At 60.5% G+C, this 18,657-nt stretch carries 15 protein-coding genes and 2 tRNA genes; 9 read left to right on the forward strand and 8 right to left on the reverse strand.

Annotation, left to right across the window (positions count from 1 at the left end; genetic code table 11):
• Nucleotides 1-164: 164 nt before the first annotated feature.
• Nucleotides 165-1,811 carry an NAD+ synthase gene (locus P0D52_RS04410; protein WP_394694228.1) on the reverse strand — a complete coding sequence of 549 codons (1,647 nt, stop codon included), beginning with the start codon at nt 1,809-1,811 and terminating at the stop codon, nt 165-167.
• A 43-nt stretch (nt 1,812-1,854) separates the two neighbouring features.
• Nucleotides 1,855-2,778 carry a Gfo/Idh/MocA family protein gene (locus tag P0D52_RS04415; RefSeq protein WP_394694229.1) on the reverse strand — a complete coding sequence of 308 codons (924 nt, stop codon included), beginning with the start codon at nt 2,776-2,778 and terminating at the stop codon, nt 1,855-1,857.
• A gap of 140 nt (nt 2,779-2,918) precedes the next feature.
• On the opposite strand from P0D52_RS04415, the gene P0D52_RS04420 reads away from it, so the two are divergent.
• From P0D52_RS04420 to P0D52_RS04435, 4 genes are all read left to right on the forward strand, one after another.
• Nucleotides 2,919-3,779 carry a hypothetical protein gene (locus tag P0D52_RS04420; RefSeq protein ID WP_394694230.1) on the forward strand — a complete coding sequence of 287 codons (861 nt, stop codon included), beginning with the start codon at nt 2,919-2,921 and terminating at the stop codon, nt 3,777-3,779.
• 27 nt (nt 3,780-3,806) lie between these two features.
• Entirely contained in the window at nt 3,807-4,799 is a 993-nt protein-coding gene (locus P0D52_RS04425) for an NADP-dependent oxidoreductase (RefSeq protein ID WP_394694231.1), read from the forward strand.
• Complete coding sequence (locus P0D52_RS04430) at nt 4,796-5,548, forward strand: hypothetical protein (RefSeq protein WP_394694232.1); 753 nt, start codon at nt 4,796-4,798, stop codon at nt 5,546-5,548. The genes P0D52_RS04425 and P0D52_RS04430 overlap by 4 nt, the downstream gene beginning before the upstream one ends.
• A 67-nt stretch (nt 5,549-5,615) precedes the next feature.
• The gene (locus P0D52_RS04435) at nt 5,616-6,608 is read left to right on the forward strand and encodes a hypothetical protein (protein WP_394694233.1); all 993 of its coding nucleotides are present in this window, start codon (nt 5,616-5,618) and stop codon (nt 6,606-6,608) included.
• On the opposite strand, the gene P0D52_RS04440 is transcribed toward P0D52_RS04435, so the two are convergent.
• A complete protein-coding gene (locus P0D52_RS04440; protein ID WP_394694234.1) occupies nt 6,595-6,780 on the reverse strand; it encodes a hypothetical protein in 186 nt (61 codons plus the stop codon). The genes P0D52_RS04435 and P0D52_RS04440 overlap by 14 nt on opposite strands.
• Before the next feature lie 226 nt (nt 6,781-7,006).
• On the opposite strand from P0D52_RS04440, the gene P0D52_RS04445 reads away from it, so the two are divergent.
• Both P0D52_RS04445 and P0D52_RS04450 read left to right on the forward strand, forming a co-directional pair.
• Nucleotides 7,007-7,273, forward strand: coding sequence for an HU family DNA-binding protein (locus tag P0D52_RS04445; RefSeq protein WP_109260761.1), 267 nt, complete (start codon nt 7,007-7,009; stop codon nt 7,271-7,273).
• 61 nt (nt 7,274-7,334) lie between these two features.
• Nucleotides 7,335-9,179, forward strand: coding sequence for an ABCB family ABC transporter ATP-binding protein/permease (locus tag P0D52_RS04450; RefSeq protein ID WP_394694235.1), 1,845 nt, complete (start codon nt 7,335-7,337; stop codon nt 9,177-9,179).
• Here the strand turns inward: P0D52_RS04450 and P0D52_RS04455 are convergent.
• The 4 genes from P0D52_RS04455 to P0D52_RS04470 all read right to left on the reverse strand — a co-directional run bounded on the left by P0D52_RS04455 (nt 9,176) and on the right by P0D52_RS04470 (nt 15,597).
• On the reverse strand, nt 9,176-11,050 hold the full coding sequence (locus P0D52_RS04455) for a VWA domain-containing protein (RefSeq protein WP_394694236.1): 1,875 nt from the start codon (nt 11,048-11,050) through the stop codon (nt 9,176-9,178). The two genes, P0D52_RS04450 and P0D52_RS04455, sit on opposite strands and share 4 nt — an antisense overlap.
• Nucleotides 11,051-11,107: 57 nt before the next feature.
• Nucleotides 11,108-14,311 carry an efflux RND transporter permease subunit gene (locus P0D52_RS04460; protein WP_394694237.1) on the reverse strand — a complete coding sequence of 1,068 codons (3,204 nt, stop codon included), beginning with the start codon at nt 14,309-14,311 and terminating at the stop codon, nt 11,108-11,110.
• Entirely contained in the window at nt 14,308-15,375 is a 1,068-nt protein-coding gene (locus tag P0D52_RS04465) for an efflux RND transporter periplasmic adaptor subunit (RefSeq protein WP_394694238.1), read from the reverse strand. The genes P0D52_RS04460 and P0D52_RS04465 overlap by 4 nt, the downstream gene beginning before the upstream one ends.
• 146 nt (nt 15,376-15,521) lie before the next feature.
• Nucleotides 15,522-15,597: transfer RNA gene (locus tag P0D52_RS04470), tRNA-Asn, on the reverse strand.
• A gap of 255 nt (nt 15,598-15,852) precedes the next feature.
• Between P0D52_RS04470 and P0D52_RS04475 the strand changes: the two genes are divergently transcribed.
• Nucleotides 15,853-16,197: an Mpo1-like protein gene (locus tag P0D52_RS04475; RefSeq protein ID WP_394694239.1), complete on the forward strand. Its 345-nt coding sequence runs from the start codon at nt 15,853-15,855 to the stop codon at nt 16,195-16,197.
• A 34-nt stretch (nt 16,198-16,231) separates the two neighbouring features.
• On the opposite strand, the gene P0D52_RS04480 is transcribed toward P0D52_RS04475, so the two are convergent.
• Nucleotides 16,232-16,305, reverse strand: a tRNA-Cys gene (locus P0D52_RS04480).
• Nucleotides 16,306-16,446: 141 nt separating this feature from the next.
• Here P0D52_RS04480 and P0D52_RS04485 point away from each other — a divergent pair.
• Together P0D52_RS04485 and P0D52_RS04490 are read left to right on the forward strand one after the other, a co-directional pair.
• Entirely contained in the window at nt 16,447-17,100 is a 654-nt protein-coding gene (locus P0D52_RS04485; protein ID WP_394694240.1) for a protein-L-isoaspartate O-methyltransferase, read from the forward strand.
• Between the two features lie 143 nt (nt 17,101-17,243).
• Nucleotides 17,244-18,590 carry a TolC family outer membrane protein gene (locus P0D52_RS04490; protein ID WP_394694241.1) on the forward strand — a complete coding sequence of 449 codons (1,347 nt, stop codon included), beginning with the start codon at nt 17,244-17,246 and terminating at the stop codon, nt 18,588-18,590.
• Nucleotides 18,591-18,657 lie beyond the last annotated feature (67 nt).

The raw sequence follows: 18,657 nt of genomic DNA on the forward strand, positions 1-18,657 counted from the left end.
TTAAGGCCCCAATTTCCGGCTTTGATGCCCCACGATTACCGGGGTGCCCGGGCTCGACCCGGGCATCCATCAGAAAAACTAGATGGACCCTCGGATCGAGTCCGAGGGACCCGGGTTAGTCGCTACCCAAGCTCTTAAACTGCCGAGAAACCCGCAAAGTGTCGCTACCTCACCGACCGGAACTTGTTCGTAATCGGATAGCGGCGGTCGCGGCCGAAATTCTTGCGCCCGATCTTGGCGCCCGGAGGCGCTTGCCGGCGTTTGTATTCGGCGCGGTAGAGCATGTTCTCGATGCGCGCGATCAGCGCCGGATCATGGCCTTGGGCCGCGATTTCCTTCGGCCCGTACTCGTCTTCGACGAGGCCGGTAAGGATTTCATCCAGCACATCATAATCGGGCAGGCTGTCCTGATCGGTCTGATCGGGTTTCAGCTCGGCGGACGGGGCCTTGGTGATAATGCGTTCCGGAATGACCGTGCCGGCGGGGGCAAGGCCGGGCGAGGCATTCTGTTCATTGCGCCAGCGCGCGAGCTGATAGACTTCCGATTTATAGATGTCTTTCAAAGCGTTATAGCCGCCATTCATATCGCCATAGAGGGTGGCATAACCCACCGCCATTTCCGACTTGTTGCCGGTCGACAGGACCATCGGGCCGAATTTGTTGGAGAGCGCCATCAGCACGACGCCGCGCATGCGCGACTGGATGTTTTCCTCGGACGCATCGGGCGTCGTGCCCTTGAAGGCATCGGCGAGGATGCCGCCCATGGCCGCAATGGCGGGCTCGACATCAATGATGTCATAGCGCACGCCGAGCGCTTCGGCACAGGCCCTGGCGTCTTCAAGGCTGTGATCGGACGTGTATCTGGACGGCATCATGACCGCCCAGATGCGATCCGGGCCAAGCGCATCGGCGGCAATGGCGGCCGAGATGGCGCTATCAATGCCGCCCGACATGCCAAGCACGACGCCGGGAAAGCCATTCTTGTTGACGTAATCGCCCAGCGCCAGACAGGTGGCCTGCCAGTCGGCTTCCAGCCCGGTCAGAACTCTGGAGGCCTGATCGCTGGTGCCGGTCCAGCCGGAATTGGTCTTGGTCCAGTCGGCAAAGGCGATGGCGGTTTCAAAGGCGGGCAGGCGCTGGATTTCTGCGCCATCCGGATTCCAGGCAAAGGACGCGCCGTCAAAGACCAGCTCGTCCTGTCCGCCGACCTGATTGACGAAGACCAGCGGCACGTTGAGGTCGGACCAGTTCCTGAACGCCTCGCGGCGTTCGGTTTCGATAGTGCGCCGCCAGGGCGAGCCATTGATGGAGATGAAGAATTCGGCCCCCGCCGCGGCCAGGGCGCGCGGGGCGTTTTCCAGCCAGATATCCTCGCAGATGGGCAGACCCAGCTTGATACCGCGCCAGTCGACCGGTGCGGGCAGGGGGCCGGGCGCGAAAACGCGCTTTTCATCGAAGACGGCGTAATTGGGCAGGTCGTGCTTGAAACGAACGGCTTGAACCTTGCCCTCATCAATCAGGACGACAGCATTGTAGAGCTTGCCGTCTTTGCGCCAGGGTGTGCCGATCAGTGCGGCGATGCCGGGCTCTTTTGCGAAAGCCTCTATGGCGTCATGACAGGCATCGACCGCGGCCGGCTTCAGCACCAGATCCTCAGGCGGATAGCCAAGGATGAACAGCTCGGGGTAAACGACAAGGTCTGCGCCGCCCGCGGCGGCTTCGGCCCGGGCTGCCCGCGCCTTTTCCAGATTGCCGGAAATATCGCCGACCGTCGGGTTCAGCTGGGCGGAAGCAATTCGCAGCGTTGTCATGGGCGCGATCTAGCCCTGCGAGGACGCAGGTTCAAGCGCGAAGTCAGAGCGCCGCAGCCCGGTCGATATCCCGTGCGACGGCGAGGGCGGCCAGACCGGCTTCGGCCGGCACGGCGACGGGTGTTCCGTCCAGCACGGATTCGATGAAGGCATTGACGTTGGCACCGAGCGAATCCTTCGCCTTCGGGTCCTCGGCAAAGTCGGCATTCAGATCAAAACCGGTCTCGTTGACGAAGGTCTTGGCGACGAAATCGACTTCCAGAAAGCCGCTGTCGTAATCGAGGCGCATGACGCGATCGAGCGCCTCGGCGGCCCGGCTGGATTCCAGCACGGCTTCAAATCCATCCTCGAATACCATGCGCACATCGGCGGCATCCGGCAGGTCTGTGAAAATCTTGCTGGCGTTTGCGTCCAGGCTGGCAAGCGGCGAACGTGCCAGCGCCATGACCAGATCAAGATCGTGGATCATCAGGTCCACCGTGACGGAAACATCCAGATTTCGGGTCGAGCGCACACCCATGCGGCGGGCCGCGATGCGCCGGGGCGCTTCGTCGATGTCGAACACGCCCATGGCATTGAACACGAAGCGTTCCTGATGGCCGACCTGAAGGACGAGATTTCGGGCGCGGGCGATCTGGATCAGCTCTTCGCCGCGTGCCGCAGTATCGGCCAGCGGCTTCTCAACAAGGACATGCTTGCCTGCCAGCAATGCGGCTTTCACGCCGGCATAGTGGTTGACTGCCGGACTGGCGACCGTGACGGCGTCGCAATCTGCGATCAGGGCGTCGAGGTCGGTATAGGGCCTGGTTTCAAGCTGGTGGGCCAGTAATTCGGCGCGCTCGGCATCGACGTCGAAGACGCCAGCCAGCTGCACGCGATCAGAGGCTGCATATTTGCGCGCGTGGTGGCCGCCGAAAACGCCAGCGCCAATCACGCCCGCCTTCATCTGGGTGTCGGTTGTGCTCATGAACGCTGACTAGCAGGCAAGACCTTACCGGCAAGGAAACGCTGCAGTCAGAGGCTTCAACAATTGTTGCCGGACTTTTCCGCGTTTCGCCTCTTGTGAGATTCGCCGTGCCAGCTAGTTTGTGCGCAGGGAGGGACCGGATGAGCGATCCGAACAAGCCGGACGATGCGCGCCCGTCGCGCGCAGACGTCGATGATGTCGCCGATGCCGCGATTGGCGTGGATACGCGCATATTCCGCACCATCTGGGACACCTTCATTCATACGCCGCGCGTCGTGGAGGCCGCCTTTGCCGGTGACCGCGAAAAATACGTGCCGGTCATCCGGCTCTTTCTTGTCCTGTTCGGGCTTCAATTTGTCTTCATGGCGCTGGTCGAGCTGCCGAACGGCATGACGCTTCAGGCGCTGGAAGTGAATGAGAATACCGAGACCATGAATGAGTGGCTGATGACAGCCCCGGATTGTCAGGTCATGTTTTCGCAAATGCCGGACCCAGGCAGTTTGTCGGCTGATGCGCTGGAGGTTCTCAGGTCGAATGCAATGGCGGAATGCCGGGCAAATGTCGATCAGACGCTCGGCCGTCTCGCCTCTTTCACCACCATGCCGCTGACCTTTCTGTCGACGCTGCCCTATCTGCTGTTGTTGAAACTCTTCTATATGCGGCGGTCACTCTTCGGGCATTTGCTGGTTTATCTGTCGGCGACGAACGCGTCCTACATCCTCATTTTCCCGTTCTTCGGCCTGTTTTTCCTGTTCCGCGATGCGTCCATTTTCTGGGCCGGATTCGGAATATCGCTGATCTGGTATTTCGTCGCTATCGGCAGGCTCATGTTCCGATTTTATTCGACCAATCGGCTACTGGTCGGGCTGCAGATATTCGCCCAGGTCATGGTCACGCCCATCATGTTTGTTCTGATTGCCATCGCGCAGCTTGCTCTGGTGCACTTTGCACTGCAAATCGGGCATGACCTGTCCATCCTCGAGCTCATGCGGATGAGCTGACCCTCCCTTGACCCAGAAAGTAACGCTATGAAATCCCGTGAAATTCACCTGACTGCCTATCCCAAGACCGAGCCGACCGCCGCCAATTTCAAAATGGCGGAGACAGATATCGGATCCCCCGGTGAAGGGGAGGTATTGGTGGCCAACAAATTCCTGTCGGTTGACCCCTATATGCGCGGGCGGATGAGCGGTGTGCGCACCTATGTCGATCCGTTCGCTCTGGATGCCGTGATGGATGGCGGTGCCGTCGGCCAGGTTGTGGAAAGCCATAATCCGAAGTTCAAGGAAGGCGACTGGGTCAATTCCATGCATGGCTGGCGGGAAGCCTATATCTCGGACGGAGCCGGCCTGAACAAGATCGATACCACGCACATTGCGCCGGAAGACTATCTGGGCATTGCCGGGCTGACCGGCATGACGGCCTATGTCGGGCTGAAGCGCTGCATCGATTTGCAGGCGGGCGAGAGCATCTGGGTTTCCGCCGGTGCCGGGGCGGTGGGATCCGCCGCGATCCAGTTTGCCAAGGCGATGGGCGCAAAGGTCGTGGCCACGGCCGGCGGGCAGGACAAGGTGGAGTATTGCCTGTCCATCGGGGCCGATGCGGCGGTGGATTACAAGGCGGTGGACCGGCTCGACAAGGCTGTGGCCGAAGCAAATGGCGGCGGTGTGAATGCCTACTTTGAAAATGTCGGCGGCACTCACTGGACCGCCGCACTGGAAGTTTTGAAGCCCAAGGGCCGGATTGCCGCTTGCGGCATGATCCAGCGCTATAATGACCCGGGCGCGAAGATCACCGATAATCTGACCTATATTGTCGGCAAGTCCCTGCGGATACAGGGTTTCATCGTCTCGGACCATTTCGACCTCCTGCCCGCCTTTATTGGCGATCTCGGCAAGTGGATGGCCGAAGGCAAGGTCAAGCCGCGCAATACGATTGTCGAGGGAATCGAGAACATGCCCGACGCTTTCCTTGGCCTGTTTTCGGGTGCCAATACCGGAAAGATGCTGGTGAAAGTGTGAGCCAGGAGCCGGATGATACGCAGCGTCCGGACAAGCGCGAGGAAATCGACAACACGCTGGAAGATGCGTTTGGCGTCAATTTTCGTGCGCTGAAAACGCTGAAGGACATCGTCATCCGGCCGAATGTTGTGTTTGCGTCTTATGCCGCGAATGACCGGATAACCTATACGCCCGCTGTCCGGTTGTTCGTCGGGATGATTGCCCTGCAGGTGTTCATATCCTTCCTGTGGGGCGGCTATGCGGGGCTTCTGGTCAGTCAGTGGCAGGCTCAACCTGAGAACATTCCGCGCATAGAGGGGCTGTTCAATGCTTCGATAGAGGAGATTGCTGAGCATTACGGCAATGCCGCTACATTTCTGCATGCCATTGTCGTTGGCGGGTTTACCGCTCTGTCGGCTTTCCTGATCGGGACCTTCAACAAGTCGCTGAACTGGGTGGCCCGCGTAAATCTGACATTCGGAGTCCTCACTGGCGGCACGATCGTCGGACTTGCGGGCATGATTATTTCGGCCCTGACCGGGAATACACTCCTGATCAGCTGGATGCCGCTGATCGTCTTTCTGTCCTACTGGATATTCTTCGTAAGAGGTAGCAGGGGCGTGTTGGCGACCACCCTGACGGGGACGATTCTAAAGGGTGCCCTATTTGCGGCTGTCACCATGATCTATGTTCTGATTGGCGGTATTGTCATGGCCCTGATGGGCATGGGTTATGCCTATTACATGATCAATAACGGCGCTGCTGGCTGATCGATGTGCATCTGAAAGTGGCTTTTTCCGCATCTCTTTTTCGGTTGATTGAAAAAGAGAGCTCACAATGAAAATGATCAAAACCGCTTTTTGCCTCGGTCTGGTGTGGGGCGCATCGGCTTATGCCGACCCCGAACTCCACTTCGTTGACCTGCAGGAATTCAATGCGGCACTGGATGCTATCGAGGCCGGGGAATCCCCTCTGTCGGCGATGGAGTCATACGTCGCGCAGGCCAGTCCGGTTTTTCAGGCGTATGCGCAACGCTATGAGACCAGTGCTGCGTCCATCGCTGACGCCTATTCGGAACGTCCGGGCTATTATCGCAGCCTTCCTGAACTGGAGGGCTATATCCGATTGCGCGAACCCGAGATCGTGTCAGCGCTGAGCCGCTTGGAAGCCATGGCGCCGGCGGGCGAGGTGGTGCCGACTTATTTCATGGTTGCTGACCAGCGCGCGGGCGGGACACCGGTGCTGGCCGCAGGAGCAGCGGGACCGCAGATCAATATCGCCGTCGCAGTGGATATGATCGCGCTGACGGCGGAAACCGACATGTCGGAATTCCCCGGCGGCACCGGTGGCCGGGCTGAGGCCAGTGACCTGCCCCAGGTTGTCATTCATGAGAATGCCCACGTTCTTCAACTCGCCGCCCAAGGCGGGCTGGAAGCTTATCGGTCGATTTACAGTCCGGAAGGCGGCAACATGTTGGCGGTCGCGGTTCGAGAAGGCTGCGCGGAATATCTGACTTATCTGGCCTCTGGCTGGCGCCTCGGTGATCGGCACGTTTACGGTGAAGCCAATGAACGGGCGCTTTGGTCCGAGTTTGAGGCCGTGATGGATGCGCCGCCTTTTTCCGTACCGGGCTGGTTTTCCGGACGTCATCCCGATCATGCAGATTGGCCGGCGCAGATCGGCTATTGGATGGGTTTCCGGATTTGTGAGTATCATCATCAGAGTGCGGCGGACTCCGATGCGGCAGTCCGTGATCTGTTCACGTTGTACAGACCGGATGATCTGAGACCACTGGCCGAAGCTTACGGTGCGTCGCTCAGCGCGAACTGATCCTGGCCCGCCGCGCTATCACGCCGAGGACATAGCCGCCCGCGATTGCGCCGGCGAGTTCGGGCCAGGGGCCGTCCAGACCGATGGCTTTCACCAGAGCAAATCCGGCAATGGCAGCGAGAATCGGGGCGGGAATCAGCCGAATCATACGCAGGGCGTTGGCAGTGTTCATGGGTGGCTCATTGCGGTTCATAATGATTTGTTAACCGCAAAAGCCGTGCCGGACTGCAAAAAACAGCGGAAAACTGCCGGAATCCCTTGCTGCAGCGGCGAAATCCAGCGGTTTGGCCTTGCTTTATAGGTCGCCTCCGTCCTCAATTGGGAGGTCAACAGTTCTGTTGCGCCTTGCAGGCACCCGTCTGCAGGGCACCTAATCAACACTCTGGGGGAGACCCAAAATGAACAAATCAGATCTCGCCAAGGCTGTCGCCGACTCCACTGGCATGTCCAAAGCTCAAGCTGGCGAAGCTGTCGATGCCACGATCGAAGCCATTGTTGGCGCCGTCAAAGGCAAGGACAATGTCCAGCTGGCCGGTTTCGGCACCTTCTATGCCAAGCATCGTGAAGCCCGCCAGGTTCGCAATCCGCGCACCGGCGAGACAATGATGTCCAAAGCCAAGACGTCGGCGGCTTTCCGTCCGGCAGCTGGCCTGAAAGACATCTAAGTCTGTCTTTCAACTTCGGTTGAAGAAGCGCCGTTCGGGGAAACCCGGGCGGCGTTTTCTTTTGGCTCTGGTTATTGCGCCGGCTTCATCCTATCTGACGCTGATGACACCGACCGACACAAAGCCGCCCGAAGGCGATTTTCGAAAAGCGCTGGGCCGGCTCTTCCAGCTTCTCCTGTCAGACGATATGCGGCGCTGGCGCCCCCGCATGGCGCTGGCCCTGATCCTGACCCTGATCGCCAAGGTCTTCGCCGTGACGGCCCCGGTGGCCTTTGGCGAGGGGGTGAATGCCATTACCGAGCGAACGGCCGATACGGCCATCTGGGGCTTTGTCCTCGCCTTTCTGCTGTACGCCGGCGCCCGCTTCATGAGTGTCGGAGCGCCGCAATTGCGGGATGCCTTCTTTGCCCCCGTCAGTCAGGATGCGCAGCGCCTGATGGCCGTGCGCGCCTTCGGTCATGTCCAGCGCCTGTCTATCGGTTATCACCAGACCAAACGCACGGGCGCGCTGAGCCGCATTATTGATCGCGGTGCGCGCGCGATTGATTTTTTCCTGCGCTTTTTCGTGTTCAATATCGGGCCGACGGTCGTGGAATTGCTGCTCGCGGCATCCGTCATGGGCGTCGCCTATGGCTGGGAATTCCCGGTGATCGCCGTTGTCACGGTTGCTCTTTATGCCGTGTCGACGGCGGCGGTGACGGAGTGGCGGGTCAAGCTGCGCCGCGACATGAATGAGGCCGACAACGAAGCCAGCGCGCGGGCCGTCGATGCGCTGATGAATTTCGAGACGGTAAAGTCCTTCGCCGCCGAGCGGCGCGAGACCGACCGCTATGACGAGGCGCTGACGCGCTATGCAGACGCTGCCTCCCGCTCCATGAGTTCGCTGGCCCTGTTGAATGGCTTGCAGGCGTTTGTCATGAATCTCGGGCTTCTGGCGATGGCCGTCGTGGCGGGTTGGAAAGCCTGGAATGGCGTCATGGGTGTGGGTGATATCGCCGCCGTGACGCTGATCCTGATGAATATCTATCAACCGCTCAACATTCTCGGCTGGGCCTATCGGGAAATCCGTCAGGCGGCCGTTGATATGGAACGCCTGTTCGAGACATTGGCGATCGAGCCGGATGTTGCGGATGCTGCGGAGGCTGTTGCGCTCGAGGATCGGGGCGGGGCAGTCCGGTTTGATCAGGTCAGCTTTTCCCATGAGGGGCGTGACCGTTCGATTGACGGGCTCAGCTTTGATCTGCCAGCGGGCAGTTTTACCGGCGTCTGTGGGCCGTCCGGTGCGGGCAAATCGACGCTCCTGAAATTGCTCTTCCGCTTCTATGATCCGGCATCGGGCAGGATCGAGATTGACGGCCAGGACATTCGGGAAGTGACGCAGGAATCCTTGCGCGCCGAATTGGGACTCGTGCCGCAGGATGTCGTCCTCTTCAACGACACGCTGCGCGCCAATATCCAGTATGGCGATCCGGCGGCGGATGACGCGCAGCTGATGGAAGCGGCGGATCGTGCCCAGCTGGGTGCCTTCATCCGCGACTTGCCGGAGGGGCTGGAAACACGCGTGGGCGAGCGGGGTCTGAAACTGTCGGGCGGCGAGAAGCAACGCGTCGGTGTGGCACGGGCCATCCTGAAGAATCCACGGCTTCTGATTCTGGACGAGGCGACCTCAGCGCTCGATTCCGAGACCGAACGTGAGGTGCAGGTCGCCCTCGCGGAAGCGGCGAAAGGGCGAACCACTTTGGCCGTGGCGCACCGGCTCTCGACGATCGCCGGAGCCGATCAGATTCTGGTCCTCGAAGCGGGCCGGATCGCCGAGTGTGGCACGCATGCCGAATTGCTCCAGAAAGACGGATTATATGCCCAGATGTGGCGGCGTCAGGCCGAGGCTGCGTCAGAACCGGCCTAATCCAGTCCGACGGTCGTGACTTCTTCGGAAATGATCGTGGCGTTGACCTCGGCGTCGCCACCGACGATGCGATAATCGCCCGTAGGCAAGGTGATCGGATCGCCACCGGTCAGGCCGGATGCTACCATCTCGCCGTCTCCGTTGATGACTTCAAAGCGGGTTGCGACGGCCCGCGTCATGGCGTCCGCCAGGCCTTCGGCATCCACCGCGCTGAAATAGCTGCCATTACCGGCAGCCGCCCAGCTTTCGAATGTCTGCTCCAGTTCGGCATCATCAATCGCAAAGCCGACAATGTTGACGCGGATATCCCATCCCAGTGCGCGCAGAGCGGCAATCTCGCTGGCCGCATCGCCATCGCAGGTTTCCTCGCCATCCGTCAGGACGACCAGAACGCGCTGACCTGTCGCGGCCGCCAGGTCGCTACGAACATGAGCGATGGACGCTCCGATCGGCGTGCGAGCAAGATTCATGGCGTTCACGTCGGCGATGGTTGCAGTGACTTCCGCGGCATTCAGCGGACCGAGCGGAATTTCGAGATCCGTCCGGCAGCTATCGGCCTCGCGATGACCGAAAACGCGCAAGGCAAAGCCGGTGCCTTCGGGGATCGTCTCGTTGACGAGAGCGGTGAGGGTGGTTTTTGCAATCTCAATGCGCCGATCGCCGCCAATACGCTGCAGCATCGAGCCGGATGCATCCAGGATGATTTCGACCGCATCGCCGGCCCCGAGGGCTGCGCGATTCTGGGTCACGATCAGCTCTCCGGGCGGATTGGGTGCCGGCGTGACCGACAGTGGCTCGGTATCCATGATGGCACCGCCGGGCGTGCGATAGACGAGTGTGTAGTCGCCGATATTTTCTGGCGCGATCAATTCGACCGTCGGGCTTTGCGGGTCGATATAGCTGTAATCAAACCGGTTCCCATCGGCATCGGAAATGAAGACCATGTCGCCACCATTGCCGGCGCCTTCCCAGGCCACATTGAAAATGAAGCGGGCGTGGACTTCGCCGGGGCCGTCAATCGCAACGCTGGCTTCGACAATGTCGATGGGAGAGCGGCCAATGACCCGGCCATTGGACACATACACGACATCGAATTCGCCGAGCGTTTCGCCGACACGAAGAGTCACGCCGTTGCCGGTGGCATTTCCGACATAGGTGTAGGAGCCGATGCCGGCGCGAGAATCACCATCGCGATCACCGAATGTGATGAGATCACCGGAGTTTTCTGGTCCCTCGAAGGTCACGTTTATGTTGCCACCGGCGTGAATGGTCGCTGGTGCGGTCACGGTTGCGGATATGCTGCCGACCGTGACGGGCGCTCGGGCCAGAATAGTGCTGCCGGTGATGTAAACGACATCATACTCGCCCGCATCGGCGGGTGCGCGCAGGCTGCGGCTGCCGCCGGGAGAATTTCCGACATAACCGTAGGATGAGCCCCGGATGTGATCACCGCCGCGCTCCGCCCATGCGATAAAGTCGCTGCGGCTGATAGGGCCGGTCCAGCTCACCTCGATCGATTCCCCGGCACCGGCAGCTTCCGGAGCCGCAATTGTCGCTTCCGCCATGACGACGCTTAGCGGCTGACTGGCGACGACATCGCCGCCATGCGTGAAGACCAGGAGGTAAACGCCGGGCTGTTCGGGCGCTTCGATGTATTCAGGATTTGTTTGAAGGTAGGAATAGGCCACGCGCCGGGCACCCTCCTCCAATGGCCGGATTTCAATCATGTTTCCGGTCTCGTCGGCCGCTGTCCAGCTGACCTCGATGCTCTGGCGAATGTGGGCTTCCTGCGTCGCCTCGATGGCATAGTCCTGGGCAAACCCGGCAGAGGGCAACAGGACAAGAATCAGGAATGTGATGAATGCGCGCATGACAGTCTCCCCCAAATCTAGGTGGAGATTGCCATGGCAACTCAGGATTTACCAGATTTACTCGGCGGGGGCGGCTTCAGCGTCGCTATGCGTGGAAACCGCGTTGTCTTCATTGGCGATGCCGAAGAAGCGCGCAATCCGCAGCGGAACACCGAGGAAGACCGGCGTCAGCAGTAGCGTCAGGAGCGTCGCAAAGCCCAGCCCCCAGACCACGGCGCTGGAAAGCTGCACCCACCATTCCGATGACGGTCCGCCAATGCCGATGACGCCAGTGCCGAAATTTGCGTTGATCTGGAAGACCATGGGCAACAGGCCGAAAATTGTGGTGATCGTGGTCAGCATGACCGGTCGCAGGCGCTGGGCGGCCGTGCGCACAATGGCTTCATCGACGCCGAAGCCGGATTCCCGCAAGCGATGGAAGGTGTCGATCAGCACGATATTGTTGTTCACGACAATTCCGGCCAGCGTCACCACCCCCGTCCCGACAAAGAGGACGGAGATGTAGGGGAAGGAGAGCTGGATGCCGATCATGACGCCGACGACAGACAGGACCACGGCCTGCAATGTCAGGAAAACGTGCCAGAAATTGTTGAACTGCCACAAGAGGATGACGGCCATCATGAAGAGTGAGGCCAGCATGGCGACACCAAAGAATTCGGCGGCCTCGGCGGTTTCCTCGTCCGCGCCCCGGAAGCGGATGTCGACATCTGTGGAAATCCGGCCCTCTGCCTGCTCCGTATCGATCCAGGCCCGCAATTCGTCCCGCAAGAGATTGGCGGCGAAACCGTCATCCGCATTGGCCCGGATCTCGATGACCCGCTTGCCATCGCGGCGATTGATGGAGTCGACGCGCTGATGGGCGCTGCGCGTTACGAAATTGCTGAAGGGTACGGAGCCTTCCGGCGTATTCACACGCAATTGGTCCAGCGCCTCAATGCCCCGGTATTCGGCAGGGAAACGGACGCGGATATCCACCTCCTCATCGGCATCATCGGGGCGATAACGCCCCACGAGCGCGCCATTTGTCACGAGCTGAACGGCGGCGCCAATCTGGGCAACATCGGCCCCGAAGCGGCCGGCTTCCTCGCGGTCGACCTGCAGGCGCCATTCGAGACCGGGCAGGGGCAGCGTGTCTTCGATGTCAACGAGCCCTTCGGTCTGATCGAGGCGGGCACGGACGGCCCGGGCGGCGGCATCCAGCGCTTCAAAATTGTCGGACCGTAATTCCACCTGAACATCCTTGCCGACCGGCGGACCATTCTCGAAGGGGCGGACTTCGGTCACGAGGCCGGGAATGTCGGCGACGGCTTCGCGGATGTCGGCGAGAATTTCGCGGCCATCGCGGCGTTGTCCGTGCGGATAGAATTCGATGAAGATACGCGCGACGGCATCTGATGGCGCACCGGAAACACCGTCATTGAAACTGCCGGACTGGGCAGCGGCACCGGCAGTTGTGAAGTAGCCGCGAATGCCGTCGATATCATCGAGGCGCTCTTCTACCTGCACGGCGAGGCCATATTGCTCGGCCGGAGACAGATTGCCCCGCGCCCGCACAAAAACGTAAACCTGCTCCGGTTCGGTATCGAGGAAGAATTCGGTACGGTGCGGTGTAGCGCCGAACCAGAAAACCGTTCCGATCACGATGGCAAGCGTTACGCCTGCGACGGTCAGGGGGCGCTGCACGAGCGATGCGATGGTGCGGGCGTAAAGACCGGTGATACCCGGCAGCTCCGTTGGTTTGGACGCGCTCTCGGCGGACAGCATGGCCAGCGTGCCGGGATCGCCCTTCATTGGTTGTTTGCCGATGACAGACCCCAAGGCGGGCAGGAAGACCAGCGCCATGACCAATGCCGATGACAGGACGAAGATCAGCGTGGTGGGCAGATAGGACATGTATTGTCCCGGAATCGTGTTCCAGAACAGGAAGGGCAGGAAGGCGGCCAGCGTGGTGCCGGTCGAGGAGACAATCGGCCAGAACATGCGCTTGCCGGCCATGGCGTAGCTCTCGCGGCGCGGCGTGCCTTCGGCGAGTTTTCGATCCGCATACTCGACGACAACGATGGCGCCATCGACCAGAAGCCCCACGGCCAGAACCATGGCGAACATCACCATGAAATTCACCGAATACCCGAAAACGCTAAGCAGCAGGAAAGAGAACAGGAAGCTGGACGGTATCGCGATGCCGACGAGCAAAGCGGAACGAAGACCGAGCGCAGCGACCACGAGGATCATCACCAGAACAATGGCCAGCGTGATGGAACTGGTCAGGCTGTTGAGGCTGTCCTGCACATAGGTCGATACATCCAGCGAAAAGGCGTGCCCCACCGATTCCGGCCAATTGCCGGCGGCGATCCCCACGGCTTCGCGGACTTCAGCGGTCATGTCGATAACATTGGCGCCGGGGCGCCGGACGACCTGCAACGAAAAAGCCGGGCGGCCATTATAGCGCGCAAAGCCATCGCGATCCTTGAAGGTGCGACGCACATCGGCCAGATCGGCGAGCGTGACGACGGAATCGCCATTGCGGGCCACGACCAGCGAAAGCGCGTCTTCAGCCGTTTCGAACAGGCCCGGCACCTTGACCTGGAAACGGGCATCGCCGGTATCGAGCGCACCAGCGGCGACAAGCTGATTGTTGGACTGAACTGCGTTGATCACCTGCGCAGATGAAATGCCGTAGGAGGTCAGGCGCGCCGGATCGACGATGACTTCCAGCAATTCCTCACGCGCCCCCGCCAGATTGGCTTCCAGCACGGAGGGCAGGCTTTCCAGCTCGTCCTGAAGGTCTCGCGCCAGACGATAGAGGGCGCGTTCGGGAACGTCGCCGTAAAGCTGGACAACAATGGCCGGAGCCAGGGCTGCATTGACTTCGCGCAGGACCGGCTCGCGGGCATCTTCCGGAAACTCGCGGCGCGCCAGATCAATCGCCTCGCGGACATCGACGATGGCCTGATCGGCGTCAAAGGTGACGTCAAATTCCAGCACCATCGAGCCCGCGCCCAGCTGGCCGGTCGTGTTCAGCTCTTCCAGCCCTTCGATCGCGCGCAGTTCCGTTTCGGCCGGCCGCAGAATCAGCCGTTCGGCGTCTTCCGGGGACAGGCCTTCCAGAGGAACAATGACGCCCACGAAGGGAATGGGCACGTCCGGGTCGGATTCCTTGGGCGCGGTGATATAGGAGACCAGCCCCGCCATCAGCAGCACGCCGAAGATCACCAGAATCATCCGGACGCGATTAACAGCAAAATCGACAATGCCGGTCATTGTGCCGTCACCGAGTCAACGACGGCACCATCCTCGACAAAATCCTGGCCCTGAACGATGACGCGGGCCGGATCGGGCAGGCCGGCCACCCAGCTGCCGCCGGATTCATCAGACAGCCATTCGACCTCGACAAAGCTGACGCGGTCGTTGGCATCGATAATGCGCACGCCGATATTGCCGGCATCGTTCAGCGCCAGAACGGTGGTCGGCACCAGATGCGCCGGCCGCGGCGGCAGAGGAATAATGATCTCGGCTGTAATGCCGGACCGCAAGGCTCCGTCCGGGTTTGGAATGGCAATCTCGGTCCGGAAAGTGCGGGTCGCCGGATCTGCCTGATGCGAAATACGGCGGATGGTGCCGTCCTCGACTTCACCCGTAATCAGGCGAACGCGTCCCGCCATGCCGGGCTCGAGCGCGCCGACCTCACGTTCAGCGACCTGAGCAACCGCCAATAGCGGGTCGAGTTCGAGAACGGTGCCGCAGGACTGGCCCGGCGACAGGAAATCGCCGATTTCCGCGTCGCGACTGTCAAACCAGCCGTCAAAAGGCGCACGAATGAAGATGTTCGCCATTTCCTGCTGGGCGGCTTCGAGGCGGGCCCGGGCGCCATCCCGCGCCGCTTCCAGTGCGGCGACCGAATTCTGTGAGCGATAGCCGCGGTCGCTGAGCGTCACCGCGCCTTCATATTCCTGCTGAGCGGCGCGCAGATCGGCGCGGGCCTGATCCAGCGCGGCCTGACGCGCATCGACTTCAAGTCGGCAGAGAAGGTCGCCTTCGGAGACGCGCGCGCCTTCCGGTGCCGGAGCTTCCACGACCCGGCCGCCGGTCTCCGCGCGAACCGATACCTCACGGACCGCCTCGGTGCGGCCCCGCAGCGAGATGAATCCGGGTTGTTCGTCGGCTTGGAAGATTTCATAGACGACACGCGGCGCCCGCGACGGTGCCTGCCCGTCTTCTGCGGCGCGCCCGTTGTCGCGATTATTGAAAACCGAACCGAACAGGAAAAATGTCCCGACAATGACGAAGATGGCGAACGCAGCGATATAGCGGCCATTGAAGCGCATGATGAGTATCCGTCTGATTCGCCCGCAGGCTATGTTGCATGTGCGAGATAGGCCGAATCCCCACCGGAATACAGACCGAACATCAAAATTGATCAGTGTTTTTCGAATCTGAGTGGTATTTTATGTCAGGGGAGGGGCGTCATTGCTGGCTCCCTGGGACGGGCTCGAACCGCCGACCCGGTGATTAACAGTCACCTGCTCTACCAACTGAGCTACCAGGGAAAAGCCTTAGCAATGAGGCCGGGGCTATACCACTGGATTTGTTCCGGCGGCAAGCCTTGATGCTCCAACAAATGCACAAAGAAAAATCGGGAGCCAAATTGGCTCCCGACAAGGCATTGGGTGGATGGTGGGGTGTCTTCACGGGAAGACATGCATACATTCCCAGAAGAGGGTAAATGCGAGGTTAACGCTCTGGCCTTTTGGTCGAAAAAGATTCAACCTGATTGCAGAAGTCTTAGCGGGAGGTGCGGAGACATGCGTGAATACACAACATATGGCGATTTCTTTCCCTACTACCTACAAGAGCACGCCAAGCCACAAACGCGGATTTTTCATTATATCGGCTCGATTCTCGCCATTGGTGTGCTGATCTTTGCGCTGGTGACGATGAATTGGTGGCTTTTGCTGGCTGTTCCGCTCTCGGGCTATTCCTTCGCCTGGGTCAGCCATGCCTTCATTGAAAAGAACAAGCCGGCGACCTTCACCTATCCGCTGTGGTCGCTGCGGGGCGATTATCACATGCTGTTTTTGGCCGTCACGGGCAAACTCGAATCGGAATTGCAGCGCGCGGGTGTGTCGGCACCGCAGGCTGCGGAATAATCGCCATCCGTTTATTGGCAAGTCTCGATTGAGTTGGAGGCTCCGCCCGGAATCGAACCGGGGTACACGGATTTGCAATCCGCTGCGTCACCACTCCGCCACGGAGCCATCCTTGCGGTGAGCGCGGTTTGTAACCGAGCCAAAACGTTCCGGCAACGTGTTCTCGCACGATTGCCGTCATCAAGTGTTGCCGCAGGCTTTCAACGCGCGATATAAGCGCCACGCCTTGGTAAATCAGAGGGGGCCCACGTGCCGGATTTTTCCCGTGAACGCGATGCAATGGTCGACAGCCAGATTCACACAGCTGACGTCACAGACCGCCGTCTTCTGAAAGCGCTGCGCACCTTGCCGCGCCATAAATTCATGCCGAAAAGCAAGGCCGCCGTCGCCTATGCCGATTGCGAAGTCGAAGCGGCAGCGGGCCGCTGGATGCTGCGTCCGCGCGATCTGGGCCTGCTGATTCATGCGGCGCAGGTGCAGCCCGACGAACTGGTCCTGAACATTGCCAGCGGGCGCGGCTATGCCGCTGCCGTGCTGTCGCGGATGGCCGAAACCGTTGTGTGCGTGGAAGCTGACGAAGCGCTTGTAAAGAAATCGTCCGACGCTCTGGCTGATGCCGGATGCGACAATGCCGCCGTGCTGGAGGGCGACCCGCTCAAGGGCGCGCCGGGGCAGGGGCCTTACGATGTCATCTTTGTCGAAGGCGCTGTCGAGGAAACGCCGCGCGTCTGGTTCGACCAGTTGAAAGATAGCGGCCGTTTGGCCGTGATTGTTCGCCGGGGCTCTGTTGGCAAAGCGATGATCTACACGCGGTCCGGCGACAGCATTGGCCAGCGCGTGGTCTTCGATTCAACGCCGCGAATCATTCCCGGTTTCGAGAAGGCCGCCGGCTTCGTCTTCTGATGCGGCAAAGCGCCACTTGATTTGTTGGCTGTGTTTATTATGTGAACAACGTTCACTACGCGGTGGTTTTACAAACCTTACAAAGCCGACACTATGCCTGCGCGCATTCCTGTATAAACTGGGGCGGAATTCGAGGGTTTCACATGTTCAGAAAAATTATCTCCACGGGCGCGTTCGCGGCTGCCCTGCTCACGCTTCCGGTTCAGGCTCAAACGTTTGAGGAAACGCTGGAGCTGACCTATCGCTCCAATCCGACACTGCAGGCAGAGCGCGCTGGCCTCAGAGCCGTTGAGGAGACCATCACCCAGGCCCGGTCCGGATGGTTGCCGAGCGTTTCGGCTTCAGCCGGGATCAGCAATACGACAACGGAGAGTTCGGGCGGGTTCTTCAACCAGTCCAATACCGTAACACCGCAAACCTACCGGATTGACGCCAATCAGGCGATCTGGCGAGGCGGCGAGATCAATGGCGCGATAAGCCAGGCCGAAGCCAATGTGCAGGCCACGCGCGAGCAATTGCGCGGCGCTGAACAGAATATTCTGCTGCAAGCGGCAACCGCCTATCTGGATGTCCGCCGCGACGTCGAGATCGCGGAAATCCGCCGCAACAATGTCGAAGTACTTCTCGCTCAGCTTGATGCGGCCGAAGATCGTTTCGAAGTCGGCGAAATTACGCGCACGGACGTTTCTCAGGCCGAGGCACGGCTCTCGAGCGCGCGTGCCCAGTTTGCCGCGGCGCTGTCTCAGCTGGCGGCCAGCCGCGCGCGTTATGCGGCGCTCGTGGGGCAGTATCCGGCGACGCTGGCAGAAGAACCACCGCTTCCGGAGTTGCCGGCAACCCTCGAAGACGCTCTAGAAATTGCGCTCGATTTCAGCCCGCCGTTGCGCGCTGCGGCATTCACGGAAGATTCGGCGCGTGCCTCCATTCAGACCGCACGCGGTGCCTATGTGCCCGACGTGTCGCTCTCGGCGTCGGCCAGCCGCGGTCGCGACCAGCAAATCTCCGGCGATCAAACCGACCGTGTTTCGGTGTCGGCTCAGGTGTCGGTACCGCTGTTTACGGGTGGGCTCAATCGGTCCCGCGTCCGTCAGGCCGTCTTCAATGCCGATCAGGCGCGGATGCGCGTTACCGCTGCCCGTCGTCAGGTGACGGAAGTCGTCACGACGGCGTTCAACAATCTGGTGGCCAGCCGCTCTGTGATTGAGTCCAGCCAGCAATCGGTCGAAGCCAATGAAATCGCGCTCGAAGGCGTGCAGCAGGAAGCCTTTGTCGGTCTGCGCACGACGCTCGATGTGCTGAACGCCGAGCAGGAATTGCTGGATGCCCGCCTGACGCTCGCCAGCGCGCAGCGGGATTCCTATGTCGCGGGACTGACGCTGTTGCAGGCCATGGGGCTCCTCACTGCGGATACGCTGAACATTGTCGGCGAGCCGGAACCCTATGTGTCCGAGGCTGCCGGCGGTGATTTCGACTTCACGCCGTGGAATTAACCGTAAAAAACTGGTGTTTCCGGGTGGACAGTTGGCCAGAAGACCGGCTTTAATTCGCCCAACAGGG

Source organism: Hyphobacterium sp. (genome assembly GCF_043584775.1).
Taxonomy (GTDB): Bacteria; Pseudomonadota; Alphaproteobacteria; order Caulobacterales; family Maricaulaceae; genus Hyphobacterium.

Bases quoted from the DNA above. Each gene is read 5' to 3' on its own strand.
- P0D52_RS04410 (WP_394694228.1), bottom strand. From the start codon at position 1,811: ATGACAACGCTGCGAATTGCTTCCGCCCAGCTGAACCCGACGGTCGGC.
- P0D52_RS04415 (WP_394694229.1), bottom strand. From the start codon at position 2,778: ATGAGCACAACCGACACCCAGATGAAGGCGGGCGTGATTGGCGCTGGC.
- P0D52_RS04420 (WP_394694230.1), top strand. From the start codon at position 2,919: ATGAGCGATCCGAACAAGCCGGACGATGCGCGCCCGTCGCGCGCAGAC.
- P0D52_RS04425 (WP_394694231.1), top strand. From the start codon at position 3,807: ATGAAATCCCGTGAAATTCACCTGACTGCCTATCCCAAGACCGAGCCG.
- P0D52_RS04435 (WP_394694233.1), top strand. From the start codon at position 5,616: ATGAAAATGATCAAAACCGCTTTTTGCCTCGGTCTGGTGTGGGGCGCA.
- P0D52_RS04440 (WP_394694234.1), bottom strand. From the start codon at position 6,780: ATGAACACTGCCAACGCCCTGCGTATGATTCGGCTGATTCCCGCCCCG.
- P0D52_RS04445 (WP_109260761.1), top strand. From the start codon at position 7,007: ATGAACAAATCAGATCTCGCCAAGGCTGTCGCCGACTCCACTGGCATG.
- P0D52_RS04455 (WP_394694236.1), bottom strand. From the start codon at position 11,050: ATGCGCGCATTCATCACATTCCTGATTCTTGTCCTGTTGCCCTCTGCC.
- P0D52_RS04460 (WP_394694237.1), bottom strand. From the start codon at position 14,311: ATGACCGGCATTGTCGATTTTGCTGTTAATCGCGTCCGGATGATTCTG.
- P0D52_RS04465 (WP_394694238.1), bottom strand. From the start codon at position 15,375: ATGCGCTTCAATGGCCGCTATATCGCTGCGTTCGCCATCTTCGTCATT.
- P0D52_RS04475 (WP_394694239.1), top strand. From the start codon at position 15,853: ATGCGTGAATACACAACATATGGCGATTTCTTTCCCTACTACCTACAA.
- P0D52_RS04490 (WP_394694241.1), top strand. From the start codon at position 17,244: ATGTTCAGAAAAATTATCTCCACGGGCGCGTTCGCGGCTGCCCTGCTC.